The 25,341-nt window shown below is 71.1% G+C and carries 25 protein-coding genes; 12 read left to right on the forward strand and 13 right to left on the reverse strand.

Going from position 1 to position 25,341, the window contains the following annotated elements; translation table 11 throughout:
* The first annotated feature begins 237 nt into the window (after window positions 1–237).
* The gene (locus OQ02_RS14120; RefSeq protein ID WP_033438848.1) at window positions 238–2,238 is read left to right on the forward strand and encodes a UvrD-helicase domain-containing protein; all 2,001 of its coding nucleotides are present in this window, start codon (window positions 238–240) and stop codon (window positions 2,236–2,238) included.
* Window positions 2,239–2,497: 259 nt separating this feature from the next.
* On the opposite strand, the gene OQ02_RS14125 is transcribed toward OQ02_RS14120, so the two are convergent.
* The gene (locus tag OQ02_RS14125; RefSeq protein ID WP_033438849.1) at window positions 2,498–3,517 is read right to left on the reverse strand and encodes an LLM class flavin-dependent oxidoreductase; all 1,020 of its coding nucleotides are present in this window, start codon (window positions 3,515–3,517) and stop codon (window positions 2,498–2,500) included.
* Window positions 3,518–3,601: 84 nt separating this feature from the next.
* On the opposite strand from OQ02_RS14125, the gene OQ02_RS14130 reads away from it, so the two are divergent.
* Window positions 3,602–3,880, forward strand: a complete 279-nt coding sequence (locus OQ02_RS14130; RefSeq protein WP_081915618.1) for a GNAT family N-acetyltransferase — start codon at window positions 3,602–3,604, stop codon at window positions 3,878–3,880.
* Window positions 3,881–3,890: 10 nt separating this feature from the next.
* Complete coding sequence (locus OQ02_RS14135; RefSeq protein ID WP_033438850.1) at window positions 3,891–4,895, forward strand: MBL fold metallo-hydrolase; 1,005 nt, start codon at window positions 3,891–3,893, stop codon at window positions 4,893–4,895.
* Between the two features lie 6 nt (window positions 4,896–4,901).
* Here OQ02_RS14135 and OQ02_RS14140 read toward each other — a convergent pair whose 3' ends face one another.
* Window positions 4,902–5,669: an alpha/beta fold hydrolase gene (locus OQ02_RS14140; RefSeq protein ID WP_033438851.1), complete on the reverse strand. Its 768-nt coding sequence runs from the start codon at window positions 5,667–5,669 to the stop codon at window positions 4,902–4,904.
* A 79-nt stretch (window positions 5,670–5,748) separates the two neighbouring features.
* Between OQ02_RS14140 and OQ02_RS14145 the strand changes: the two genes are divergently transcribed.
* A complete protein-coding gene (locus OQ02_RS14145) occupies window positions 5,749–6,417 on the forward strand; it encodes a TetR/AcrR family transcriptional regulator (RefSeq protein WP_033438852.1) in 669 nt (222 codons plus the stop codon).
* On the opposite strand, the gene OQ02_RS14150 is transcribed toward OQ02_RS14145, so the two are convergent.
* Genes OQ02_RS14150 through OQ02_RS14160 form a run of 3 tightly spaced genes read right to left on the reverse strand, consistent with a single transcriptional unit; the run spans window position 6,414 to window position 9,609 of the window.
* Window positions 6,414–6,851, reverse strand: a complete 438-nt coding sequence (locus OQ02_RS14150) for a response regulator (RefSeq protein WP_033438853.1) — start codon at window positions 6,849–6,851, stop codon at window positions 6,414–6,416. The two genes, OQ02_RS14145 and OQ02_RS14150, sit on opposite strands and share 4 nt — an antisense overlap.
* Window positions 6,848–8,347: a sensor histidine kinase gene (locus tag OQ02_RS14155; RefSeq protein ID WP_331281534.1), complete on the reverse strand. Its 1,500-nt coding sequence runs from the start codon at window positions 8,345–8,347 to the stop codon at window positions 6,848–6,850. Before OQ02_RS14155 ends, OQ02_RS14150 begins: the two co-directional genes overlap by 4 nt.
* Window positions 8,344–9,609, reverse strand: a complete 1,266-nt coding sequence (locus tag OQ02_RS14160; RefSeq protein ID WP_081915619.1) for a PP2C family protein-serine/threonine phosphatase — start codon at window positions 9,607–9,609, stop codon at window positions 8,344–8,346. The genes OQ02_RS14155 and OQ02_RS14160 overlap by 4 nt, the downstream gene beginning before the upstream one ends.
* A gap of 77 nt (window positions 9,610–9,686) precedes the next feature.
* Between OQ02_RS14160 and OQ02_RS14165 the strand changes: the two genes are divergently transcribed.
* Window positions 9,687–10,421 (forward strand): lysophospholipid acyltransferase family protein, encoded by a 735-nt coding sequence (locus tag OQ02_RS14165; RefSeq protein WP_033438854.1) that lies wholly within the window; start codon window positions 9,687–9,689, stop codon window positions 10,419–10,421.
* A gap of 1 nt (window position 10,422) precedes the next feature.
* Here the strand turns inward: OQ02_RS14165 and OQ02_RS14170 are convergent, their stop codons facing one another.
* The gene (locus tag OQ02_RS14170) at window positions 10,423–10,887 is read right to left on the reverse strand and encodes a YkvA family protein (RefSeq protein ID WP_033438855.1); all 465 of its coding nucleotides are present in this window, start codon (window positions 10,885–10,887) and stop codon (window positions 10,423–10,425) included.
* A 118-nt stretch (window positions 10,888–11,005) separates the two neighbouring features.
* On the opposite strand from OQ02_RS14170, the gene OQ02_RS44780 reads away from it, so the two are divergent.
* A complete protein-coding gene (locus OQ02_RS44780) occupies window positions 11,006–11,647 on the forward strand; it encodes a hypothetical protein (RefSeq protein WP_197043326.1) in 642 nt (213 codons plus the stop codon).
* The gene (locus OQ02_RS14180) at window positions 11,644–12,921 is read left to right on the forward strand and encodes a S1 family peptidase (protein WP_033438857.1); all 1,278 of its coding nucleotides are present in this window, start codon (window positions 11,644–11,646) and stop codon (window positions 12,919–12,921) included. The genes OQ02_RS44780 and OQ02_RS14180 overlap by 4 nt, the downstream gene beginning before the upstream one ends.
* Window positions 12,922–13,075: 154 nt before the next feature.
* Here OQ02_RS14180 and OQ02_RS14185 read toward each other — a convergent pair whose 3' ends face one another.
* The 5 genes from OQ02_RS14185 to OQ02_RS14205 form a co-directional block, all read right to left on the reverse strand.
* Window positions 13,076–13,798 (reverse strand): D-Ala-D-Ala carboxypeptidase family metallohydrolase, encoded by a 723-nt coding sequence (locus OQ02_RS14185; protein ID WP_033438858.1) that lies wholly within the window; start codon window positions 13,796–13,798, stop codon window positions 13,076–13,078.
* A 142-nt stretch (window positions 13,799–13,940) separates the two neighbouring features.
* Window positions 13,941–15,341 carry an NAD(P)/FAD-dependent oxidoreductase gene (locus OQ02_RS14190; RefSeq protein ID WP_063747060.1) on the reverse strand — a complete coding sequence of 467 codons (1,401 nt, stop codon included), beginning with the start codon at window positions 15,339–15,341 and terminating at the stop codon, window positions 13,941–13,943.
* Window positions 15,338–16,177: a ferredoxin gene (locus tag OQ02_RS14195; RefSeq protein ID WP_156077043.1), complete on the reverse strand. Its 840-nt coding sequence runs from the start codon at window positions 16,175–16,177 to the stop codon at window positions 15,338–15,340. Before OQ02_RS14195 ends, OQ02_RS14190 begins: the two co-directional genes overlap by 4 nt.
* A gap of 151 nt (window positions 16,178–16,328) precedes the next feature.
* A complete protein-coding gene (locus OQ02_RS14200) occupies window positions 16,329–17,096 on the reverse strand; it encodes a DUF4142 domain-containing protein (protein WP_033438859.1) in 768 nt (255 codons plus the stop codon).
* 11 nt (window positions 17,097–17,107) lie between these two features.
* Window positions 17,108–17,686 (reverse strand): hypothetical protein, encoded by a 579-nt coding sequence (locus tag OQ02_RS14205; protein ID WP_231500024.1) that lies wholly within the window; start codon window positions 17,684–17,686, stop codon window positions 17,108–17,110.
* Between the two features lie 177 nt (window positions 17,687–17,863).
* Here OQ02_RS14205 and OQ02_RS14210 point away from each other — a divergent pair, with 177 nt between their 5' ends.
* From OQ02_RS14210 to OQ02_RS14220, 3 genes are all read left to right on the forward strand, one after another.
* A complete protein-coding gene (locus OQ02_RS14210) occupies window positions 17,864–18,427 on the forward strand; it encodes a sigma-70 family RNA polymerase sigma factor (protein ID WP_081915624.1) in 564 nt (187 codons plus the stop codon).
* Between the two features lie 4 nt (window positions 18,428–18,431).
* Window positions 18,432–19,166: an anti-sigma factor family protein gene (locus OQ02_RS14215; RefSeq protein ID WP_033438861.1), complete on the forward strand. Its 735-nt coding sequence runs from the start codon at window positions 18,432–18,434 to the stop codon at window positions 19,164–19,166.
* Between the two features lie 130 nt (window positions 19,167–19,296).
* Window positions 19,297–20,205 (forward strand): NAD(P)-dependent oxidoreductase, encoded by a 909-nt coding sequence (locus OQ02_RS14220; RefSeq protein WP_051772288.1) that lies wholly within the window; start codon window positions 19,297–19,299, stop codon window positions 20,203–20,205.
* Here OQ02_RS14220 and OQ02_RS14225 read toward each other — a convergent pair.
* Complete coding sequence (locus tag OQ02_RS14225) at window positions 20,158–20,550, reverse strand: DUF742 domain-containing protein (RefSeq protein ID WP_231500025.1); 393 nt, start codon at window positions 20,548–20,550, stop codon at window positions 20,158–20,160. The genes OQ02_RS14220 and OQ02_RS14225 overlap by 48 nt on opposite strands.
* A gap of 365 nt (window positions 20,551–20,915) precedes the next feature.
* On the opposite strand from OQ02_RS14225, the gene OQ02_RS14230 reads away from it, so the two are divergent.
* Entirely contained in the window at window positions 20,916–21,674 is a 759-nt protein-coding gene (locus OQ02_RS14230) for an ABC transporter ATP-binding protein (protein ID WP_033438863.1), read from the forward strand.
* Window positions 21,674–24,220, forward strand: coding sequence for an ABC transporter permease (locus OQ02_RS14235; protein WP_033439017.1), 2,547 nt, complete (start codon window positions 21,674–21,676; stop codon window positions 24,218–24,220). The genes OQ02_RS14230 and OQ02_RS14235 overlap by 1 nt, the downstream gene beginning before the upstream one ends.
* 78 nt (window positions 24,221–24,298) lie before the next feature.
* On the opposite strand, the gene OQ02_RS14240 is transcribed toward OQ02_RS14235, so the two are convergent.
* Entirely contained in the window at window positions 24,299–25,339 is a 1,041-nt protein-coding gene (locus OQ02_RS14240) for a family 2 encapsulin nanocompartment cargo protein polyprenyl transferase (protein ID WP_033439018.1), read from the reverse strand.
* Window positions 25,340–25,341 lie beyond the last annotated feature (2 nt).

Consider the following 25,341-nt stretch of genomic DNA (forward strand, 5'->3'; position numbering starts at 1 on the left):
CGAGTAGGCGGCGGCACCGGCACGGCCGGCGGACGCGATCGAAGCCGCGCCGCCCTCCTCGCCCTCGACGTCGTTCACCGCGACTCGGGCGCCCTCGGCCGCCGCGTGCCGCGCTTACGCCTCACCCAATCCGCGCCCCGGGGAAATGTGGTAAACATAAAGGTTGTATTCGCCCGCCAATGGCGGAGTGGAGGCAATTCGAGTATATCACAGGGGGCAAGCGTGACAACCGGGGAATTGTCCGAAGAACGAGAGCGGATCGCGTTCCTGCACGACCGGCTGGAGCGCGAACGGGCCGCCGCCCACGCCGCGCTCGACGCCGCGCTCAAGGACGGCCACGAGCAGCGCTGGCACCGTGAAGTCGCCGTCCGTACGCTGTCGGAGCAGGTCAGCCGCCTGGACGTGGCCGATGAGAACCTGTGCTTCGGTCGCATCGACACCACCGCCGACCGCGTCTACGTCGGCCGGATCGGCCTGTTCGACATCGAAGACGACTACGAGCCGTTGTTGACCGACTGGCGTGCGCCGGCCGCACGACCGTTCTACACCGCAACCGCCGCGAACCCCGAAGGCGTGACGCTCCGACGTCATTTCCGGACCAGGGGCAGGCACCTGGAGAGCTTTCACGACGACGAACTCCAGCTCACGTCGAAAGCGCTGCTCGACGCGTTGAACGCGCCCCGCTCGGACACCATGCGCGACATCGTGGCGACGATCCAGGCCGAGCAGGACGAGGTGATCCGCCTGCCGCACCGGGGCGTCCTGGTGATCGAGGGCGGGCCGGGCACCGGCAAGACGGCGGTCGCGCTGCACCGCGTCGCCTACCTCCTGTACGCGCAACGCGAGCGCCTGTCCCGTCACGGCGTGCTGGTGGTCGGCCCGAACCCGGGTTTCCTGCGGTACATCGGCGAGGTGCTGCCGTCGCTCGGTGAGGCCGACGTCGTGTTCGCCACGCCCGGTGAGCTGTTCCCCGGCGTCCGGGCGGAACGGGAGGACTCGCCGGAGCTCCAGGCCCTGAAGGGCGGCCTCGCGGCGGTGGACCTGGTGGTGGAGGCCGTCGCCGACCGGCAGGAGGTGCCCGCGGAGCCGCTCCCGGTCGAACTGGAGGACGTGACCGTGCTGCTGACCGCCGAGATCGCGGACCAGGCCCGTTCACGGACGAGGGACGCCGGGCTGAAGCACAACGAGGCCCAGTCCTTGTTCCACGAAGCGCTGGTGGACGCCCTGGTCGCCCCCGCGCTGGACCTCATCGGCGAGGACTGGCCGGAACTGGCGGCCGACGTGCGTCGGGAGCTGACGGGCCACCCCGACGTGCGGCGCGCGGTGGCTGCGCTGTGGCCGATCCTGACCCCGCGAACCCTCCTGGCTGACCTCTACGCGGGGCGCTGCTTCGCGCTCGGTTATCCGGAGCTGCACCGCGACGACCCGCAGGCGTGGACCGTGTCCGACGTGCCGTTGCTGGACGAGGCCGCCGAGCTGCTCGGGTCGGACGGTGAAGCGGAACGTCGGGAGGCCGAGGAGCGTCGGCAGGCCGTGGAGTACGCGCAGGGGGTGCTGCACGTCATCGACACCGACCAGGTCATGCACGAGGACGAACTGCGGGCGGTGGACCTGGTGGACGCCGAGTGGCTGGCGGACCGGCACACGGCGCTGGACCACCGGGTGCTGTCCGAGCGCGCCGCTGTCGACCGGGAGTGGACCTACGGGCACGTCGTGGTGGACGAGGCGCAGGAACTGTCCGAAATGGACTGGCGGCTGCTGGCCAGGCGCAGCCCGAACCGGTCCATGACCGTCGTCGGCGATCTGGCGCAGCGCCAGTCGGCGGCGGGTACCCGCGACTGGCGCCGAGTGCTGGCCCCGCTCGCCCGTGACCGCTGGGAGTACCGCAGGCTGACGGTCAACTACCGCACGCCCGCCGAGATCATGGCGTACGCCGCCGCCACCCTGGCCGAAGTGGACCCGACCGCCGTCCTGCCGACGTCCGTCCGGCACGGCGAACCGCCGCTCGAAGTCACCGACGCCGACCCCGAGTCGTTCCGCCCGCCGACGGGCACGTTCGCCGTGATCGGCCCCGCCGGCCCCCTCACGCCGCGCGCGTCCAAGGGGCTGGAGTTCGACACGGTCGTCGTGGTCGACCCGGAGCGGATGACCCCGGCCGAGCGGTACGTGGCCCTGACCCGGGCCACCCGGCGCCTGGTCGTCCTGCGCACCGGCAGTTCGCACCTCACGCAGGCGTAGGCGGCTCGGGCGTGGGCGGGACCGGCGGCTCGGTACCCGGCGTGCGCTCCCGCCCAGGCGGCTCCGGCCCAGGCCGAGGCACGGGCCCGGGTTCGGGCACCGGCTCCGGCCGAGGCGGCTGAGGCTGAACCATGACGACCTCCCACCCCGGACTACCCACCCAACCCCCCCACCCACCCCGTGAGTCCTACGTTCAGAACGCGTGAGTCCTACGTCCAGGACAGGTGAGTCCTACGTTCGGAACCCCCGAGTTCAACGCTCAGGACGCGGCCTGACGGGCGGTGGCGGCGGGGGAGGGGGTCAGGTTGGGCAGGACTTCACGGCCGAAGAGGCGGATCGTGTCCAGCACCGCCTGGTGAGGCAGGCCGCCGATGTCGACCATGACCAGCTGCGCGTCCAACCCCAGCAGTTCGGTCAGGCCGTTCAGCCGTTCGGTCACCTCCACCGGATCTCCGCACACCGCCGCGCCGTCCATCAACGCGTCCACCTTCACGTCACCGTCTCCGCGCCACGGGTCGGCGAACTCGGCGTACGCGGCGAGGTGGGGGCGCCACGTGGCCCGCGCCTCGGCCGCCGTCGGCGCCACGAAGACGTGGCTCGGCAACGCCACCCGCCCCCCGCCACCCATCGCCGCCCGGTAACGCTCCACCACCGATCGGTGCGTGCTCGGGTCGCGCAACGTGCTGGGCAGCATCAACGGCAGGTCCAGCTCGACCGCCAGGTCCGCGGACACCGCCGACCCGCTCCCGATCCACACCAACGGCCGGGGCTGCTGCATGGGGCGCGGCGTCGTGGTGACGTCCACCAGCGGGCTCCGGTACTTGCCGTCCCACGTCACGTGCGGCTCCTCCAGCAGCCGCAGCAGCAGCCGCAGGTTTTCGTCGAACCGCGCCCGCAGGTCGTCCTGCACCCCGAAGGCCGCGTCCGTCCGCTGCGACACCCCCCGCGCCACGATCAGCTCGGCCCGGCCACCGGACAGCACGTCCAGCGTGGCCAGCTCCTCCGCCACCCGCACCGGGTCGTGGTGCGCCAGCAACGTCACCCCGGTGGACAGCCGCAGCGTGGAGGTGCGCGCGGCGATCGTGGCCAGCAGCAACTCGGGCGCCGACACGATGTACCGGGTGAAGTGGTGCTCGCCGATCGCCACCCCGGTGAACCCGGCCTCTTCCGCCACCACTGCCTGATCCACGATCGCCTGCAGCCGCTCGCGCTCGGTGACGACGGTGCCGGTGCCCGGGTCGGGCAGGTGGTCGCCCAGGATCAGCAGGTACACGTCCATCCGACAATCTTGCACGGCACGGTTACGGTGACACGCGGGCAGCCTCGTCAGAGGCCGCGCGAACAGCTCAGGAGGCGAGCGACGGTGACCGACGTGTCCGTGTCCCACAACCCCGACCGGTCCCGCTACGAAGTGCGCGTGGACGGCGAACCGGGCGGCTTCGCCGAGTACACGCTGGCGGACGGTGTCGTGACGTTCACCCACACCGTGGTCGGGATGGAGGGCAAGGGGCTGGGCGGCAAGCTGGTCCGGCACGCGTTGGAGGACGTTCGGGCCAAGGGGTTGACCGTGGTGGCGGAGTGCTCGTTCGTCCGAGGCTACGTCGAGAAGCATCCGGAGCTGATCGAAGCTACCGACAAGTAGTATCCCGGGGATGGAGTGGACCGAACCCGGAGTCTTCGAGGTCGCGCCCGGTGTGTACCGGATACCGCTGCCACTGCCCAACGACGGATTGCACACCGTCAACGTGTATGCAATAGACGACGGCGACGGCATAGTGCTGATCGACTCGGGCTGGGCGCTCGAAGCGGGTGAAACGGCGCTGGAGTCCGCGCTGGGCGCCATCGGCCACGGGTTCGAGGACGTCCGCCGGTTCCTGATCACCCACGTCCACCGCGACCACTACACGATGGCCGTGGCCCTGCGCCGCCGCTTCGGCACGAAGGTCGCCCTGGGCGCCGGGGAACAGCCGTCGCTGGCGAAGATCACCGCCCGCACCCGCGACAACCAGGTCGACGACCTGACCACGTGGGGCGCTCCGCACCTGGCCGAGAAGTGGCGCGCCATGATGGCGTCGGTGGGCGAGGACGCGTTGCGCGACTACGAAGAGCCGGACGAATGGCTCGACGGCGCCGACGTGGCGCTGGAGAAGCGCGTGCTGCGCGTCCTGCCCACGCCCGGCCACACCCGTGGGCACGTCGTGTTCGTCGACCCCGACTCGTCGCTGCTCTTCGCGGGCGACCACGTGCTGCCGCACATCACCCCGTCGATCGGCTTCGAGCCCGCACGCCCGGCGCTCCCGCTCGGCGACTACCTCGATTCGCTGCGCCTGGTCCGCGAGTTCCCCGACCTGCGCCTGCTGCCCGCGCACGGTCCGGTCACCGAGTCCAGCCACGCGCGGGTGGACGAGCTGATCGCCCACCACGAGGACCGGTTGGCGGCCACCATGGACGCCGTCCGCTCCGGCACGGGCACCGCCTTCGAGACCGCCCGCAAGCTCGACTGGACCCGGCGGCGGCGGAAGTTCGTCGAACTCGACGTCTTCAACCAGGTCCTGGCCACCGGTGAGACCGCCGCGCACCTGGACGTGCTCGTTCACCGGGGTCTGCTGACCGCTGCGCCTGCCGATGGCGTCGTGCTCTACGCGGTGGCGGGTTAGGGCGCGTCAGGGGCGGGCGTGGCTGAAGTGTTCGGCCAGGACGGGGGCGAGGACGTTCGGGGCGATGCCGTGCCACTCGCCTCCCAACGTCCGGCGGCGCACGTTCGGCAGGCGCTCGGCCACCCCGTCGGCCCAGCCCCGCAACCGCTCGTCGCTGCTGCTGCTGTCCAGCACCAACGTCGGCACCCCGACCGACGCCAGGTCCGGGGGAGTGGCGGTGATCGTCAGGTCGTAGACGGTCGTGTGGGCCAGTGCCTCCAGCGCCGGCCAGCCGGGTGACTGTCGCATCCCGGCCGTGAACTCCTCCGGCACGCCGCACGCCACCTGGAAGTGGATCATCGCGTCACCACGCCGACCGGCCGCCACCAGGGCGTTGATCTCGTCCCGCACGTCCGGGCCGGAAGGCTCCTCGAACGACAGCGGCGGCTCCAACAGTGCCAGAGCGGTGATCGGCACCCCGGCCGCGGCGGCGTGGAGGGCGAGTACCGCGCCCGACGAGAACCCGTAGACGAACGCCGACCCGCCCGCTGCCTCCACCACCGCCGCCAGGTCCTCCACCTCGCGCTCGACCGCGTACGGCGGACGGTCCGTGCTCTCGCCTCGGCCACGGCGGTCGTACGTGAACGCGGTGTACCCGGTCAACGCCTCGGCCACGGCGGGCATCGGGCCTGACCCGCGGAAGCAGCACGCGGCGTCCACCAACACCACCGGCGGCCCGTCGCCGACCTGGGAAAACCCGATCGTCGTGCCGTCCTTCGAGGTCACGGTGCTCATGGTCATCTCCTCTCACACCAAACGGAACTAGACGGTACGGTACTCGCGCAAGTACTGGACGGTCCAGTACTGTCGAACGGTGGAAGAAGCACGGGACGAGGCACCTCGAAAAGCCGAAGGACGGTCAGCCCGCAAGCACCGCGCCATCCTGGACGCGGCCCGCACGGTGTTCCTCCGGCACGGCTACGTCGGCGCCGGCATGGACGAGGTGGCGGCGCTGGCCGAGGTCTCCAAGCAGACCGTCTACAAGCACTTCACGGACAAGGAACGGCTGTTCGTCGAGGTCATCACCGCCGACATCCGCAGCGCCGGACAACGGTCGGACGACGTGGTCACCGGGCTCGCGGACACCGCGGACCTCGCCGGCGCCCTGCGCGAGATCGCCCGCAAACTGGTCACCGTGGTCACCCTGCCGCACCTCGTCCGGCTGCGGCAGGTCGTCATCGGCGAGGCCGGCCGGTTCCCCGACCTGGCCCGCGCCTGGTACGCCTCCGGCCCGGAACGCGGCTACCAGCGGCTCGCCGACGGATTCGCCCGCCTCGCCGAACAGGGCCGGCTGCACGCGCCGGACCCGCTGCTCGCCGCCCAGCAGTTCCTCTGGCTCGCCCTGTCCGTGCCGCTCAACCGGGCGATGTTCGACCCCGAGCCCTACCCGCACGACGAACTGCTGAGGTTCGCCGACGAAGGCGTCCGGGTGTTCCTGGCGGCGTACGCGACCCCCGGCGGAGCCGAAGGACGGGAGGCCTAGCGGGGCAGCTTCACCACGGTCACGAAGAAGTCGTCGATCTGCCGCACGACCTCGATGAACCGGTCGAAGTCCACCGGCTTGGTGACGTACGCGTTGGCGTGCAGGTTGTAGCTGCGCAGGATGTCCTCCTCCGCCTCCGACGTGGTCAGCACCACCACCGGGATCGGGCGCAGTGCCGCGTCCGCCTTGATCTCGGCCAGCACCTCCCGGCCGTCCATCTTCGGCAGGTTCAGGTCGAGCAGGATCAGCCCCGGCCGCGGCGCGTCCTCGTACTGGCCCTCGCGGCGCAGGAACTCAAGCGCCTCGACGCCGTCGCGCACCACGTGCAGCTGGTTGCGGATCTTGTGGTGCTCGAACGCCTCCTGCGTCATCAGCGCGTCACCCGGGTCGTCCTCGACCAGCAGGACGTCGATCACGTTCAGCGGATTGCTCATTGCTCGTCGTCCTCTACGGCCGGCAGGGTGAACTTGAAGGTGGTCCCGGTGTCCTGGCCGGCGTCGGTCTCCAGCCAGATCGTGCCACCGTGGTACTCGATGATCTTCCGGCACATGGCCAGCCCGATGCCGGTGCCGGGGTAGTCGTCCTTGTGGTGGAGGCGCTGGAAGATCACGAAGATCCGTTCAGCGTACTCGGGATCGATCCCGATGCCGTTGTCGCTGATCGCGAAGGTCCAGAACGCATCGGTCCGCTCGACGTCGACGCGCACCTGCGGCGGCTCCGACCCGTGGAACTTCAGCGCATTGCTGATCAGGTTGCCGAACACGCCACCCAGCAACGACGCCTCGCCGCGCACCGTCGGCAGATCCGCGACCTCGACCGTCGCCTCCGTCCGCTCGACGACCTCGGAGTAGTTGTCCAGCACCTGGGCGACCAGCTCGTCGCAGTCCACCAGCGTCTGCTCGCGGGACATCCGGCCGACCCGTGAGAACGCCAGCAGGTCGTTGATCAGCACCTGCATCCGCTTCGCGCCGTCGACGGCGAACCTCAGGTACTGCTCGCCGCGCTCGTCCAGCTCGCCCGAGTACCGCCGCTCCAGCAACTGGCAGAAACTCGCCACCTTGCGCAGCGGCTCCTGAAGGTCGTGCGACGCGACGTACGCGAACTGCTCGAGCTCCGAGTTCGAGCGCCGCAGCTCCTCCAGGTCGGTCAGGATGCGGACCCGCATGGCCTCGACGTCCTGGCCGAGCATCACCGTCTCGCGCGGACCGCCCGCCTCGACCGGGTGTTGGAAGTCGCCGGACGAGACCTGCCGCACGTCCGCGGCCAGCCCGGTCAACGGCGCGATGACGATCCGGTAGAGGATCACCGCCACCCCGGAGATGATCAGCACCAGCAGCACGCCGAGCACGACGACCAACCACATCATGTCGTCCGCGAGCGCGTCCAGCCGTCCCCGTGCCTCCTCGGACGCTTTGTCCAGCTTGGTGCCGAGCCCGCTGAGGGCGGCGCGAACCCGGTCGAACAGCTCCCTGCCGCGCTGGGCGTCGGCTGACCCGGTGTGCGGCACGCCGGACTGTCGCACCTGCGCGACCTGCGGTTCGGCGTAGTCCCGCCGCCACTCGGCCGCGAGCCGGTCGACGTCGTCCAGGTCGCGGACGAGGTCCGGCCGCACCGGGTCGAGCATCGACCGGGCGACCATGAGGGCGTTGTGCTCCGCGCGCTGCCCGTTGGTGTAGGGGGTCAGGTGGTTCTGCCTCGCGGTGAGCAGGTAGCCCTGCACCCCGGACTGCTGGTTGATCAACGCGGTGTCGGCCCGGAGCACCATGGTGCGGGCCGGCGCGATCTTGTCCAGCAGGAGCACCCTGGCGTCCGCCAGGCCCGCCAGCGAGACGGCCAGGCTGCCGATCGCGCCCGCGCACACGAGGATCAGGATCGCCACCGCCGCCATCAACAGCCTGCTGGCGGGCCACCGGGTGCGGTAAGCCTTCACGCGCGGTCCGTGAGGGGGCGTTCCGAAAGGGCGCGGTCCGAGCCGGCGCGGTTCGGGACAGCGCGGTCCGAAAGAGCGCGGTCCGAGATCAGCAGTGCCGCCATGTCGTCGTCCAGTTCCCCGCCGTTCAGTTCCTTCACCCGGTCGATCAGTCCGTCCAGCAACGCCGCCGGCGCCTCCGCCCAGTCCGGCCGGTCCGCGGTGATCTCGCCGATCAGCTCGATCAACCGCTCCGAGCCCAGCCGCTCGCTGTCGCCGTGCACCCGGCCCTCCACCAGCCCGTCGGTGTAGAGCAGCATCACCCAGCCCGGGGGCAGCGGCACGTCAAGGCCGCTCCACGTGCTGTCCGGCAGCACGCCCAGCGGCAGGCCGGCGCGGTCGCGCGGCAGCTCCACCACCCGGTCGCCGACCAGCAGCATCGGCTCCGGGTGCCCGGCCAGGTAGACCCGCGCCCAGCGGCGGTCCGGCGAGATCGTCACCATGCACGCCGTCGTGAACAGGCCTTGCTGGTGCCGCTCGTGCTCCAGGATCTCGTGCAGCGTCCGCAACACCCGTGACGGCTCCTGGTCGGCCAGCACCAGCGCCCGCCACGCGATGCGCAGGAACACGCCGATCGCGGCTTCGTCCGGACCGTGCCCGCACACGTCACCGATCAGCACCTGGAGCGTGCCGTCAGCGGTGCGCACGGCGTCGTAGAAGTCGCCGCCGAGCAGCATCCGGCTGCCGCCGGGGCGGTAGCGGACGTGCCAGCCGATGTCGTCGCCGTGCATGATCGGCGACGGCAGCAGGCCGCGTTCGAGGCGGGTCTTCTCGGCCGCCAGCAACTGCTCGTCGCGCAGTTGGCGCTGGGTCTCCTCGGCCCGCTTGCGGCCGACCGCGTACCGGATGCTGCGGGCCAGGCCCACACCGTCCACCTGGCCCTTGACCAGGTAGTCCTCCGCGCCACCGGCCACCGCCCTGGTGCCCTGGTGCTCGTCGTTGAGGCCGGTGAGGACGATGATCGCGACCGGCGCGGGGTGCGCGAGCAGTCGGGTCAGGCCGTCCAGGCCGGTGGTGTCGGGCAGGCCGAGGTCGAGCAGCACGCAGTCCGCCGTCGACAGCAGGCCCTCGGCCTCGCGCAGGGTCCGCGCCCGGTGCAGCGCGACGTCCGCCTCGACCTCCTCCAGCAGTGCTTCGACCAGCACGGCGTCGCCCTCGTCGTCTTCGACGAGCAGCACGTCGATCCGGTCCACGGAGGTCCGCTGTGCGGGGAGCCCTGCCACGGGGGTGGAGATTAGTCGAACTCGATCAGGCCCGGGCCACGGCGGTCGGGTGGGCCGCGGTAACGGCGCCGGTGGCCATGACCGAAGATCCTGGCGTGACGTTCTCCCAGATGGTGGCCCTGACGGCCCGACTACCCCGCCGGGGCCGAGGATTCTGGTACTCCGTGGCCATCGACCTGCTGTGGCCGTTCGTGGTGCTCTTCGTGCGGATGCGGATGGCGGGTAGGGACAACATCCCGCGCGACGGCGCGGTGCTGCTCGCGTCCAACCACCTGTCGTTCGCCGATCCGGTGACGTTGACGGCGTTCTCGCTGGTCTCCGGCCGGGTGCCCCGGTACCTGGCGAAGGCGAGCCTGTGGCGGGCGCCGGTCCTCGGGTGGGTGATGTCCTCGGGGCGGCACATCCCCGTCGACCGGAACAGCGTGCGCGCGGGCAAGGCGTTGGACAGCGCCCGCACGTCGCTCGAGTCGGGGGAGTGCGTGATCGTCTACCCCGAGGGGACGTTCACCAACGACCCCGACGGCTGGCCGATGCGCGGGAAGAACGGTGTCGCGCGGCTCGCGTTGACGACCCGGACGCCCGTGGTGCCGGTAGCGCAGTGGGGCACGCAGGAGCTGCTGCCGCCGGGGAAGTTCGTGCCACGGCCGTGGCGGAAGGTGACCGTGGTGGCGGGCGCGGAGGTCGACCTGTCCGATTTGTACGGGCTCGAGCCGACGAAGGCCGTGCTGGACGAGGCGACCGAGCGGATCATGGGCGCCATCACCACGCTGCTGACCGGTGTCCGCGAGCTGCCGCACCCCGGGAGCAGGTGACTCAGGGCTTCCTCGGGCGCGGACTGGCGCCCGAGCGTTCCCGTTCCCACCGCAAGTACTGGCCGGCGACGGTGGACACGCTGGTCAGCAGCCACACGGCCACGCCCGCGTCGTCGGTGACGCCGATCACCGGCAGCAGTTCGGGCAGCAGGTCGACCGGCGAGACCAGGTAGAGGACGGCGAAGCCCCACGTGGCCAGCGTCGTCGTGGGCAGGCCGTACGCCTTGCGCTCGCGCAGCAGCCGGGGCAGCGCCTTGGCCCGCTGGACGACGTTGCCGACCGGCCTGGGCTCGCCGTTGCGCTCCCACCGGCGTCGACGGCGCACCGCCCACACCACGCCGGTGGCGACGCCGAGCACCACCAGGCCGGTGCCCGCGACCACGGGCGGCACGCCGATCAGGTCGTCGTCACGCCACAGCAGCGTGCCCAGCCCGATCAGGGTGAAGACCACGCTGAGGAAGATCACGCACCCATGGTAGTGGCGGTCGGGCGTCCGCGCGGGTGGAGAGAGCGCCGGGTCACGTCGCGGAAACGTCCGGATCAACCGGGACATGGCGGGCGACGGTGATCAATACCATGGCCGGGTGAGTGAACCGTCCGGATTAGCCGCACCACCGGCACGACTCGTCGTGGTGCTGTTCGTCATCAGCGCGTGCGCGCTGCTCGCGGCCGGCGGGTTGACCGCCGTCGCCCTGGCCGACGACCGTCCCACGCCCGCGTCGACAACGGCAGGCAGGCCCTCGCCGACGGCCGTGGAGTCCGGCACGCGTGCGGCGGGGCTTCCGCTGTGCCTGGTCGGCTCCTGGCTCGTCGTGGAGGAGGTGTCGATGGTCAAGTTCTACACCGATCAGCCACCCCTGCCGATGACCTCCGCCGGCCTGACCTACGAGTTCCGGCCGGACGGGACCGGGACCGCGCGACCGGACGGCGTGGTGCTGCACGGCACGTTCCGGGGCAACGAACTCCGAGTGGTGGGCAGGGGCACCTACGACTTCACGTGGTCGGCGACGGACAAGGCGGTCACCTACATCGCCCGCACCCGGTCGGACGTCACCTGGACCTTCTACGACCAGCGCGGGGAGCTCAGCACCCAGCCGTTGGAGGTGGACCCGGGCCAGAACGAGGTGGACGACTACACCTGCCAGTCCACCCGGTTCGTCGAGAGCAATGCCAGCGGCTACCGGTCGACGATGTCGCGCACCAACGGCTTCGGGGTGTACGGGTGAGGCGGGCGCTGTTCGTGGCGGCCCTGCTGTCGGTGCTCGCTGCCGCGCCGGCCGACGCCCAGCCGGCCAGTCCCGAGGAATCGGCCGCCGCCATCGCCCGGCCCGGGATCGTGCTGATCACCGTCGAGTGGCACGGCTGGGTGCGCGACAAGCGCACCGGCGAGGTGTTCGGCGGCACGGACGGGTACACCGCGAAGTCGTCGTGCAGCGGCGCCGTGATCAGCCCGGACGGGTACATCGCCACGGCGAGCCACTGCGTCCACACCGGACCGCACGGCGGTGCGGGTGCGTTGTTCGGCGCGGCCGTCGACGAGCTGGCGGGCGCGGGCCGGGTCGGTGATCCGGCGCAGGCCAGGCAGCAGTTCGCCGAGCACGCGGTCGCCGAGGGCGCGGTCCCGGACCGGCCGATCGACCGGGACGTCCGGGTCGAGCGGATGGAGGCGACCGTCGACGGACCGATCCGCGACATCGCGCCCGCCACCGTGGTGGACCTGGTCGCGCCGGACGACGGCGACGTCGCCGTGCTGAAGGTTCCGCGCGAGCACCTGCCGTCGTTGGAGATCCGGGGTGAACCGGCACCGGTCGGCACGCCGATCCTGGCCATCGGGTACCCGGGCTCGGCGGGCGCGGCCGACGACCCTGGCCTGGAACCCAGCAGCAAGAACGGCCAGATCTCGGCCCGCCGCACCCGCGACGACCGCCCGTTCTACGAGTTCAGCGCCGCCGCGACGAACGGCATGAGCGGCGGGCCGGTGGTGGACATGCAGGGCCGGGTGGTCGGCCTGGTCAGCCAGAAGTCGCCGGGCGAGACGCAGTCGTTCAACTTCGCCGCCGCGTCCTCGATCCTGCTCGACGTGCTCGCCGGCAAGCAGGTCGAGGTCGGCCTCGGCGAGCACGACCGCGCCTACCGCACCGGCCTCGACCACTACTTCGCCGGTGATCTCGACGACGCGGTGGACGAGTTCGACGACGCGCTGGCCGGCTCGCCCGGTCACCTCCAGACCACCGAGTACCGGCGGCTCGCGGTCGACCGGGGCGGGCAGCCCGGCGGCGCACCGGTGCTGCTCATCGTCCTGGCGGTGCTCTGCGCGGGCGTCGCGGTGGGCACCGGCACGGCGGGCACGGTGGTCGCGCTGACCCGCCGGCGGCGTTTGAAGCACGCGGGACCTCCTGTGTCCGATGTGGACACCCCGCCGCTCGGAATCCCGATGCCGGCCGTTGTCGTCGGCGATCCGCCACAGGGCAGCCCCGCGCGCGCGGACGACGAGCAGTAGTCGCCCCGCCCGATCTCGTCGCGGGAATCCGGTGTCGGCGCAGGACGCGCGACGCCGGCCCGCCCCGGGAGGACCGGTGGGGCGGGCCGGCGTCGGTGGAGAACCCCGGCGTGGAGCCGGGCGCGGGTAGATCCGGATCAGTCAGGCCGTGCGGTCAGATGCCGCAGGCGGACGCCGACCAGAAGCGGCTGCTCCGGTGGTCGACGTGGGTGTGGTCGCCGTGACCCGGGTAACCCGGGCCGAGGATGCCGTTGAAACCGTGGTTGCGGGCCTGCTGGGCGAGGCGGCACAGGGAGTGCGGACCCGAACCCAGGTCCACCGCGTCGCCGTACAGGTGCCGCGAGTCGGACGCGCCGCCCACCGCGCTGTTGCAGGAGATGCTGCGGAAGCCGCTGGTCACGCGGATCGACTGGTCACCAAGTGCGTGCCGCAGCGCCTGGAGCTTCCACATCGACACCAGGGCGTTGAACTTGGCCGTCGACGCGGAGACCTTCCCACCTCCCCAGGTCGAGTTGCAGTTGTTCAACTCCGCGTACGAGAAGTTGATCGGCGTGCAGTCATCGTCCTGGAGCGCGTAGAGCCGAGAGTAGGTCGCGCTGCCGGCCACGCCGTCCGCAGAGAGCCCGTAAGCCTGCTGGAAGCGCACGAGCGCCGAGCGGGTCGCGGGACCGAACGAGCCGTCCAGGGCGAGCACCCCGCCGTAGCCGGGGTAGCCGGACAGGCGGACCTGCAACTGGCGCACGTCCTCGCCGGACGCTCCTTGCGAGAGGGTTCGGTTCCAGGTGTAGCAGCCGTCGGCTTGCGCCGTTCCACCACCAGTCACCAGGACGACAGCGACAAGGGCTAATGAAGCGATGTAGGAAACTAGTCGGAGCACAGGACCTCCAGACCGGGTTGGGGACGGGTCTGGAGCCTTGCGGAGACAAAAACTTGCGTCAATCTGTCCTCGATGTATGAATATTTCACACATCGCGAACAGTTTGTGAACAACCTGCAACGGCGGGCCGGGCGTCCCCTGATCACCGGGGTGGTGCCTTCGGTCCGCTGCGGGCCAACGCGCGGCTGTGCCCGCGTGATCGCACCACAGGCGCGTGCGACGGTAAAGGCGGAGGCGAAGGCACGGGCTCCGGTGCCTGACGCGGCACGGCCGGTGCCCGCGGGCCGGCGGGCAGGCGGTGCTCGCCCGGGTCGGCCGACGCGGCGGGTGCGCTGTGCTGTGGCGGACGCGGGCTCGCGGTCACCTTGTTCTGCCGCCACAGCTCCGTCGACAGCTTGATCATCGCCGTCGGCGCGTCCAGCCCGACCATGCCGACCAGTCGGCCGTCGCTGATGAACCCGGTGATGGTCCGGTGGTCCTTCTGCGACCCGGCCAACGTCGTCGTGTCCGTGCCCATCGCGGGCAGGCCCGAACCCTGGATGCGCATGCCGTACTGCTCGGTCCAGAACCGGGGGACGGGGGTGAACGGCCGCGAAGACTCCCTGCCCGCCAACAGGTTCTCCGCAGCCGCCCGACCCATTTCCACCGCGTTGAGCCAGTGCTCGACCCGACGCGGCTGCCCTCCGAACCGGAGGTTCGGCCACCGCGCGACGTCACCGGCGGCCACGATGTCGGTCCCGCCGACCACGTGGCACGTGGGATCGCACAGCACGCCGTCCTCCAGCACCAGACCCGACCCGCGCAGCCAGGCGACCGACGGCGCGGCGCCCACCGCGATCACCACGACCGCGGCGAAGAACACCTGCCCGTCGGACAGGTGGATGGCCACCCCGCCCGACTGCCGCACCCAGTGCCGGATCTTCACGCCCATCGCCAGCCGGACGCCGCGCGCCCGGTGCGCCTCGGTGACCGTGTCCGCGATGCTCTTGCCGACCGCGCTGCCCAGCAACGTGGACGACCGGCTCACGACGGCGACGTCACGGCCCATCGACTTCACCGACGCCGCCATCTCGCAGCCGATGAGACCGCCGCCGATGACCACGACCAGGCCCTGCGTCGAGTTGATCGCCCGCTTGATCGCGATCGCGTCGTCCACCGTGCGCAGCACGTGGATGCGGGGGTCCTGCCGCGGCGCGCCCGCGAGGTGCCGCGGCTCGACGCCGGTCGCGATGATCAGCCCGTCGTACTTCAGCTCCTCGCCACCGGGCAGGCCGACCACGTGCCGGTCCGGCTCCAGGTGCGTCGCGACCGTGCCCAGCCGCCACACCGCGTCCAGCTCGCGGCTGATCGTCAACCGCAGGTCGGACGCGACCAGCTCGCCGTTGATCGCCTCCTTGGACAGCGCCGGCCGGTGGTAGGGCAGGTGCCGCTCGGCGCCGACGATGACGATCTCGCCGCGGAAGCCCAGCTCGCGCAGCCGTTCGCCCGCACGCAACCCGGCCAGCCCGCCGCCCGCGACCACCACGCGTTCCTCGTTCTTCACCGCACACGCTCCCGCAACTCGATCGCGCGCATCGGACACGCGCGTGCGGCGGCCCGCGCATTGGCGAACTGCTCCGGCGGCGGCCTGCGCTCGTAGCGCAGGCGCTCGTCGTCGACCAGCTGGAACAGGCCCGGCGCCTCGGCCTGGCAGATGCCGTAGCGGTGGCAGCGCTCGTTGTCGACGCTGATGTCCAGCGCCGCGCCTCCCGCGCCGTCCGGCTCGGGCTCGAAACCTGGCTCCGGTTCCAGCATGCCCAGCTTCACCAGCACGTGCGGCGGCAGGAACCGGGCCACGGCGATGGTCGCCGTGGGGATCAGGATGGTGAGGCCCGCCAGCCAGACCACGGCCAGGGTGCCGTTGGCGACGGCGCCGAACCAGGAGTGCACGACGGTCACGGCTACCGCGACGTAGGCGAGCTGGTGCAGCCTCAGCCACTTGCGGTAGTAGACCTTCTTGCGCAGACCCGCCGTGACGGCGACGGTCAGCATGACCTCCAGGCCCAGGATGCCCAGGGCGTGCCGGAACAGGCCGCCGTCGGCGAACGGCACCAGCAGCTGGAGGGACGTGAACGCGTCGAGCCGCAACAGGGTGAACGCGACGGCGTGCAGCGACCCGAACGTCAGGGCCATGGTCGCCAGCACCATGTGGCTGTTGCGCAACCCCTGCCTGCCGGAGAGCTTGTTGGCCCAGCCCGTCGCGATCAGCACGCCCCAGCACAGGGTGGCGCACATGGTCGCGTAGGCCAGACGCGCCGAGATCTGCGCGACGTGGCGCACTCCGGCGTCGTGGTCGCCGCCGGCCGCCTGGGCGATCAGCAGCGGAACCTGGGTGAGCACGGGTGGTTACCTCCGAGATGGCGGGAGAGAACTCGCAGGTGGTGGGAGGGGTCGACCCGCCCGGCAGGCGGTGCAGGAGTGGGTCACGGCCTGCCGGGCGGGTTCAGGGGTGGGGAGGGCAGTGCGGAGTGGGGTGGGTGACCACCTCCTTTCACTTGACGTCGCCGCGGGGCCGCAGCACGCGCAGGATTCCGATCGTCACCACCGCGCCTGCCAGGCACATGAGGAGCACGACGAGGGGACTCGGGCCGTCCGCCGGTACCTGCGCGGACGCCCGCACCGGGTCGCCGCGCACCGCCGCCGCGGGCGCCACCCCCGCGGCGACCGGTTTGGCCAGGCCCATGTCGGTGACCATGTTGGTGCTCTCCAACAGGGTCATGTGCTTGAGCACGATCTGGTTGCACACCTGGGCGAACTGCCGGATCGCCTCGTTGCGGGTGTTCGCCCGGACCGTGCCGATGGCCGGGAAGATCGAGCCGTGCGCGGCGCGCAGCCGGTTGGCGAACGAGTCGTCGAACGCCGCGCCGGTGAGCGAGCGCATCTCCGCCATCCAGGACTGCTGGTCGGCGTTGGCCTCGTTGGGCAGCGCCACGCCCATCTGCGAGGCGAGCCGCACCACCCGTTCGTCGAGGAACATGTGGTCGCTCGCCAGCTGCGCGCCGACCTCCTTGACCCTGGTGCTCGCCGCACGGGTCTTCGCCTCCTCACCCATGGGCATCTCCCACAGGCCCGCCAGTCGCACCTTGACCAGCAGTTCCTTGTCCAGCGCGGAGATCGGGCCCAACGGGGTCTGCTGCACCGGCCCGGTCTCGGCCGGGTCGTCGGCGTGCGCGACACCGGCCGGCACGGACAGTGGCAGCACGGGCAGGAGCAGCAGGTGCACGGCCAGCGCGACCGCCGCGAAACGCTTGGCTGACATGGGTTCTCGTCCTAGTAGCCGTCGCCGGTGGACGGTTGACCGGGCGCCGCGTCGTCCTCGGCCTGCGCCTTCCGGCCCTCGGGCGTCACGGCGAACCACGTGCCGCCCTTGCCCTGACCGGTCAGGTCGCCCGCCTTCTTGTCGCCCGTGTACCGGTAGAGCGGCCAGCCGGCCAACGTCACCTGCTTCTTGCCGTCCGCGCGGGCCACCGACCCGACCAGCGTCGGGTCCACCCCGGACGTCATGGTGTGCTCGCCGACCAGCACCGGCGGCCACGACTTCAGGCACTCGCCGTCGCAAGTGGACTTCGGCGGTTTTGCGGAGTCCTTGTCGTAGCGGTACAGCGCGAAACCGCCCGCGTCCGCGACGAACCAGCCGACCTGTCGCGACTCGGTCGCCGAGAGCATCTGGTGCGGCTCCTTGCCGAATTCGGGTGACTGCTGGAGAGTCGTCGGACCGGAACCAGCGCCGTCCGCGCCGTCCCTGCTCGCGGCGGTGTCGATCGCGGTGGCGCCACAGGCGCTGACCAGCATCAACGCCGCCGCCGCCGGAACCAGCAGCAACGCGTTCCGGGTACGTCGACTTCGCATCATTGGTCCTTTCTCCGGCCGGCGGGTCCGCCGAAAGGACCAGCGGACCGGTAACCGGGGCCGTGCCATTGCGGCGGATACCGTGGAGTACGGACACGTTGCGGTGACGGTTCACGAACAAATCGACGACTTTTTTTGGCGCGAAACCCTCGACGCGGAACCCGCCGGCGCGCTTGGATGCTCGGCGTGGCGCGGCACAGACGCAGCACTTCCCCCCAAAGTGATCACGGTTGGCCGGACTTGAGTCTGGAAGACGAGCTGATCCGCAGGCTCTACCAGGAGTTCGGCAGCGCGCTGCTCGGACATGCCATGAGGCTGACCGGCAGCGACCGGCAGTGGGCCGAGGACATCGTCCAGGAGACGCTCGTGCGGGCGTGGCGCAACGCCGAGAAGCTGGAGCGGGACCCGGTCCTGCTGCGCTCCTGGCTGTTCACCGTCGCCCGGCGACTGGTCATCGACGACCGTCGCAAGAGGAGCGTCCGACCGCAGGAGTCGGAGTTGACGCCGTCCGACGAGGCGCCGCAGCGGGACGAAGCGGACCGCACGCTGGCGGCGATCGTCGTCGCCGAGGCGATGAACGGACTGACGGAGGAACACCGGGAGGCTATTCTCGAGACATATCTGAGGGATCGAACGGTCGGAGAGGCCGCGGCGGTGCTCGGGGTACCGCCCGGCACGGTGAAGTCCAGGGTGTACTACGCGCTCCGCGCCCTGCGGCGCGCGTTGCAGGATCGGGGCTGAACAGGTGACTTCGCTGCCGAACCACGTCGACGTGGCGGCGTACGTCCTCGGTGTCCTCGACGAGGACGAGGTCGACGCCTTCGAGAACCACCTCGCCCAGTGCCGTCGATGTGCGCTCGACCTGCGGGATTTCGCCGAACTGCCCGATCTGCTCGACGAGGCCGACGCCAACGGCATGCTGCGCGCCAACACGGGGGAGCGGCCCGACGGCCGCTCGGTGCGCGCGATGCTCGACTCGGTCTCCGAATCCAGGGCGCGCAAGCGCCGCACCGCGGTGCTGCTGACCGCCGCCGCTGCCGTGGTGCTCGTCGCGCTGACCGCGGTCGTGTCGGTGAACGCCGCCTCACCGCCCGACCCGGTCGCCGCCTCCTCTTCGACGCCGTCGGCGCCGGACCCGTCGTACGTGGCGAAGGGCGCACCGGACGTCGCGGGCACCATCGCCCGCACCGACCCCGCCACCGGCGTGAACGCCCGGCTCGCGGCGAGCCTCGAACCATGGGGCACGTCGGTGGAGGTGGAGGTGAAGGGCGCGAAGGGCCCGACCCGCTGCGAGTTGATTGCGAAGTCCCGAACCGGCGAGTCGATGGTCGTCGGCTCGTGGTTGGTGACGGCGGCGGGCCCGGGCAAGGACCCGGTGACCTTCAGCGCCGCTGTTGGCATGCGGTGGCACGACATCGTCGAGTTCACCGTCCGCGACACCAGGGAGGGCGCCACCCTGGTCCGCCTCCCCACCTCGTAACCCCGAGAGTCCTACGCTCAGGACCCGCGAGTCCTACGTTCGGAACACGTGAGTTCAACGCTCAGAACCCACGAGCCTCCGACGGGGACACCGCGAATCGCGCGTCCGGGTACTTGACGAGGAGGTTCTGGTGGAGGTCGGTTTCGTCGGTCTCGGCACCATGGGTCAGCCGATGGCGCTCAACCTGGCCCGGTCCGGCCGGCCGCTGGTGGTGTGGAACCGGTCGCCGCACCGGGCCGAACCGCTGCGGGACGTCGGCGCACGGGTCGTCGCGACAGCGGCCGAGGTCTTCGCCGCCACCGAGGTCGTGATCCTGATGCTCTCCGACGAGGTCGCGATCGACGACGTCCTGGAACGCGGCACGCCCCGGTTCGCGGACAACGTCCGAGGCCGCACGATCGTCAACATGGGCACGACGGCAGCGGACTACTCGCACGCCCTGGGCGTCGACGTCCGCGCCGCCGGCGGTGACTACGTCGAAGCACCCGTCTCGGGCTCGCGCGGCCCGGCCGAGGCCGGTGAACTGGTCGCCATGCTCGCCGGCGCCCCCGAAGCCGTGGCACGGGCGCGCGAGGTGATCGCGCCGATGTGCGCGGACGTGGTGGACTGCGGTCAGACCCCGAACGCCCTGCTGATGAAGCTGGCGGTCAACCTGTTCCTGATCACGATGGCCACCGGCCTGGCCGAGGCGTTCCACTTCGCCGAACGCCACGACCTCGACCTGCGCACGTTCGTCGACGTGCTGGACGCGGGCCCCATGGCCAGCAAGGTGTCGCGCACCAAGGCGGCGAAGCTCCTCGCCGTCGACTACGAGGTCCAGGCCTCGGCCCGCGACGTGCTCAAGAACAACCGGCTGATCGTGGACGCCGCCCGCGCCGCCGGTGTCGCGTCACCGCTGCTGGACGTGTGCCTGTCCCTCTTCACCCGCACGGTGGAGCTGGGGCACGGCGGTGTCGACATGGCCGCGGTCGTCCACGCGATCAGGGACCGCTCACATCCGGCGCAACCCCAGGAGGACCCGCTCCATCAGGTCCAGTGACGGCCGACCGCGGTCGTCGATCGTGCCGTCCTCGTGCACGTTGATCAGGCTCATGTCGGACATGTCCGCCAACAACACCCGCACCACGCCGAGCGGAAGTCGCAGCGTCGCCGCGACTTCCGCCACGGAATGCGGATTGCGGCACAGATCGCTGATGATCCGGTGTTCCGCGGTCGACGTCAGGGCGTCTCTCGCCGCCTGTTCGTTCGTCGTCACGATGGTTTCGATGGCCAGCGTCGTCGCGGAGCGCGTACGACCGCCCGTTCTGGTGTAGGGACGCACCCGGAGGGTCGACACACCAGCTCCTAACAACGGTCGACGTTGATCTTGGCAGCGCTTGGTCAAGGGCGCTGACGCCGCTAGACCCTACGATCCGGCACGCCTCCTGTCTCGGTTTTCCCGCCATGTGGGAGGGTTTGCGTGTCGTCGCGACGGTCTGTGTCCGGCCGCTTTCTGCGGGTGTCCGAATCGGTCGGAGCCACATCGCAGGCATCGGATGATCGGTGGGGTCAACCCTCCGTTCGTCCCTTGTTCGGCCAGCGTTCGACGGGAAGTACGGCGCGCGGTGTTCCTCCGGAGTGTTTCCGCACCGGCTAAGGGAAATACCCCGACTCCGATTCCGGGGTCATTCCCGACGCGCCGAAGTACCCGGTTCCGCCACATTTGCCCACGGGGACGGCGAGCGCCGTCGGACAGAGGGGTGGGAACCGGTGCAGGGCAACGTGGGATCGGCCGCGAAAGCGGTGGACGTGTGGAAGTCCTACGGCACGGGGGAAGCCGCGGTCACCGCGTTGGCCGGGGTGAGCGTGGAGTTCGACCGCGGCCGGTTCACCGCGATCATGGGTCCGTCCGGGTCGGGCAAGTCGACCCTGATGCACTGCCTCGCCGGGCTGGACACGATCGACTCCGGTGACGTGTGGATCGGCGGCACGAAGGTGAACGGCCTGCGCGACAAGGGGTTGACGGAGCTGCGGCGCAGCCGGGTCGGGTTCATCTTCCAGCAGTTCAACCTGCTGCCGACGCTCACCGCGGAGGAGAACATCACGCTGCCGTCGGCCATCGGCGGCCGGAAGGTCGACCGGGCCTGGTTCGACGCCGTGATCGACGCGGTGGGCCTGCGCGACCGCCTCACGCACCGGCCGACGCAGCTGTCCGGCGGCCAGCAGCAACGCGTGGCCTGCGCCCGCGCCCTGGTCGCACGGCCCGAGGTGGTGTTCGCCGACGAGCCGACCGGCAACCTGGACTCGCGGTCCGGCGCCGAGGTGCTCGGCTTCCTCCAGCGCTCGGCCCGGGACTTCGACCAGACCGTCGTCATGGTCACGCACGACCCGAACGCCGCGTCCTACGCGGACCGCGTGATCTTCCTGGCCGACGGGCAGATCGTGCGCGAACTGCACCACCCCACCGCCGCGGCCGTGCTGGACACGATGAAGGTCCTCGACGGCGACGACCGGCTGGTCGTGGCGTGATGTTGACGGCGACGCTGAAGAGCGTGCTGGCGCGCAAGCTCCGGCTGGTCCTGTCGGGCCTGGCCGTGGTGCTCGGCGTGATGTTCGTGTCCGGTTCGTTCGTGCTGACCGACACGCTGGACCGCTCGTTCAAGGACTTGTTCGCCACCGCGTACTCCGAAGTGGACGTCGAGGTCGCGGTCAAGTCGAAGGTGGGCCAGGACGACCCGGAGGCCGCTCGCGCCGGCACCCTGACCGCGGCGGACGTCGCGGCCGTCGAGTCGGTGGACGGCGTGCGCACGGCGGTCGGCGACGTGGTCGGCTCGGCCCGTCCCATCGGCGAGAACGGCAAGGTGCTCACCACGTCCGGCGCGCCGCGGTTGGGCATCGCGTGGCGTGACGAAGGCCAGGAGGAGATCCGGGACGGTCGCGGGCCGCAGCGCGACGACGAGGTGGTGATCAGCGCCTACCTCGCCGAGACCGGCGGGTTCCAGGTCGGCGAGCAGCTGTCCGTGCTCACCCTGGAGCCGAAGCGGACGTTCACCGTCACCGGGATCTTCGGCTACCCCGGCGACCGCGACTCGCTCGGCGGCGAGCTGACCACGGCGTTCACCGAGGCCACCGCCCAGCAGCTGCTCCTGGGCACGCCCGGCGCGTACAGCGGCATCACGGTGCGCGCGGACGAAGGCGTGTCGCAGACCGTGCTGCGTGACCGCGTCCAGGGCGAGCTCGGCGACGCGTACCAGGTGAAGACCGGCGAGCAGCTGGCCGCGGAGTCGGCCGACGAGATCGGCGAGGGCCTGGCGTTCTTCAACTACGTGCTGCTCGGCTTCGCCGGGATCGCCCTGTTCGTCGGCGTCTTCATCATCCTCAACACGTTCTCCATCATCGTCGCGCAGCGCACCCGGGAACTGGCGCTGCTGCGTGCGATGGGCGCGAGCCGCCGGCAGATGATCACGTCCGTCGTGGTCGAGGCGGTGGTGATCGGCCTGATCGCGTCCGTGGTCGGGCTCGGCGCGGGCATCGGCGTCGGCGCGTTGCTGGCGACCCTGTTCAGCACGTTCGGCGGCGGCAGCCTGCACCTCGCGGGCATCGCGGTGCCCCCGTCGGCGATCATCTCGTCGTTCGCGGTGGGCCTCGTCGTGACCGTCGTGGCCGCGTTGCTGCCCGCTGTGCGCGCCTCCCGCATCCCGCCCGTCGCGGCACTGCGCGAAGCCTCCACCCCGGACCGGCCGCTGACCCGGTTGACCGTCGCGGGCGGTGTGCTGACCCTGGCGGGCGGCGGTCTGCTCGGCTTCGGGTTCGCCGACGGCACGCTGTGGCTGATCATGTCGGGGCTGCTGGTGTCGTTCGTCGGCGTCGCGCTGCTCACGCCGCTGATCAGCCGACCCGTGGTGTCGCTGATCGGCAGGCTGCTCTCGTGGTCCGTGCCGGGCACGCTCGGCCGGCGCAACTCGGCCCGCAACCCGCGCCGCACCGCCATCACGGCCGCCGCGCTCATGGTCGGCATCTCCCTGATCACCGGCGTCAGCGTGGTGCTCACCTCCGCCACCACCAGCATGACCAAGGTCGCCGACACGCAGATCAAGGCCGACCTGATCATCTCCGGCGAGTCGTCGGCCAACGGCCAGGTCGGCGGCACGTTCGCCGCCGACCGGATGGACCGGATCACCGGCACGCCCGGCGTCGAGTCCGCGTTCGGCTGGTACAACGACGGCGTCCTGGTGAACGGGGAGCGGAGGTTCGCCACGGCGGTCACCGACGTGCCCGCGATGGAGCGCATCTTCGGGCTCAGCGCCGCCGGCGGCACGATCACCGACCTCGAGGACGGGGAGATCGGCGTGGACGCGGTGTCGGCCACCGCCTTGAACCTGCGACAGGGCAGCACGGCGACCGTGCAGACCACGAAGGGCGAGCAGCGCACCTACACGGTGGCGTTCGTGCTGGCCGAGAGCAGGGTGGTCGACGACATGCTGTTCCTGCCGGAGTCCGCCGTGGACGGGTTCGCGCTGCCGCAGATCAGCAGCGCGTTCATCAAGGCCGACCAGGGCGCGGACGTGGCCGACGTGCGCAAGCGCCTCGAACCGCTGTTCGCGGACAACCCCGAGGTCTCCGTGCAGGACCTCAGCTCCTACGTGCGGCAGCAGGCCGCGCAGCTCGACACGGTGCTGATGATGATCCAGGTCCTGCTCGCGCTGGCCATCCTCATCGCGGTGCTGGGCGTGGTCAACACGCTGGCGCTGTCCGTGGTCGAGCGGACGCGTGAGCTGGGGCTGTTGCGGGCGATCGGCATGCGCCGCGCCCAGGTGATGCGGATGATCACCGTCGAATCGGTGGTGATCTCGGTGTTCGGCGCGCTGCTCGGCATCGTGGTGGGCACCGCGCTGGGGGTCGCGGCGGTCCGGGCGCTGGAGGACATGGGCATCACCGACATCGGCATCCCCTGGGCGCAGCTCGGCGGCTACCTCCTGATCTCCGCCGGGATCGGCGTGGTCGCGGCGATCCTGCCCGCGATCCGGGCCGCACGGCTCAACGTGCTGCAGGCCATCGCGCACGACTCCGCTTGACGGCCGCTGCTCCGCAGACGGTCGCGTCGATCGCTTGGGAAGCCGATCGACGCGACCTCGCGGGGGCGTGGACCCGTGTCAGCGGTCCCGGTGGGTGGCCAGGCGGGCGACGGCGTCCAGTTCCCGGGCCGCGCGCTCGGTCGGTTCCGCGGCGCGCAGGTGCTCCCGGGCACTCTCCACCAGGTCGTCCGCCCGACCCTGGCTCCACGCCCGCGCGCCGGACAGCTCGATCAACTCGGCCGCGTGCGCCAAGTCGGACCTGGTGAGCTGCCGTTCGGCGTGGTAGAGCGAGTCAAGCTCCCGCGCGGCGGGGGTGTCGGAGGTCAGGGCGGCCACCACGGGCAGCGACTTCTTGCGGTTCTCCAGGTCCGAGTACACCGGCTTGCCGGTCACCTCCGGGTCGCCCCAGATGCCGAGCAGGTCGTCCACGAACTGGAACGCCAACCCGACCTCCTCGCCGAACGACCGCAGGTGCTCCACCTGGTCCGGCCGGCCGCCGCCGAACAACGCCCCCAACGCGCAGGACGCACCCAGCAGCGAACCCGTCTTGCCGACGGCCATCCGCACGCACTCCGCCAGCCGCACGTCGCCGCGCTGCTCGAACGACAGGTCCGCGCTCTGCCCGTCCAGCAGCCGCTGCACCGCGGCCGACACCACCCGGATCGCCTCCTGCGCCTTCGGGTGACCACTGCCCGCCACCACGTCCAGCGCCAGCGTCAACAACGCGTCACCGGCCAGGATCGCGGGGTTCACCCCGAACACGTGCCAGGCCGTCGGACGGTGGCGCCGCGTCGTGTCACCGTCCATCACGTCGTCGTGCAGCAACGAGAAGTTGTGCACCAACTCCACCGCCACCGCGGCCGGCAGCGCCGTCTGCGCCGCGCCGCCCACCGCCTGCGCGCCCAGCAGCGCCAGCGCCGGCCGGATCGCCTTGCCGGGGTCCGCGCCGGTGGGCCTGCCCTCCTCGTCCCACCAGCCGAAGTGGTAACCCGCTACCGCGCGCATCGAGTCCGGCAGCCGGTCCACCGCCTTCCGCAACGCCGGGTCCACCCGCGCACGACTCCAACCCAGCACCTCTCGGGCGGATCGGTGTTCGAGGCTCACGCCGAGGTCGGTCATCA

It is taken from the genome of Saccharothrix sp. NRRL B-16314 (assembly GCF_000716595.1).
GTDB lineage: Bacteria > Actinomycetota > Actinomycetes > Mycobacteriales > Pseudonocardiaceae > Actinosynnema.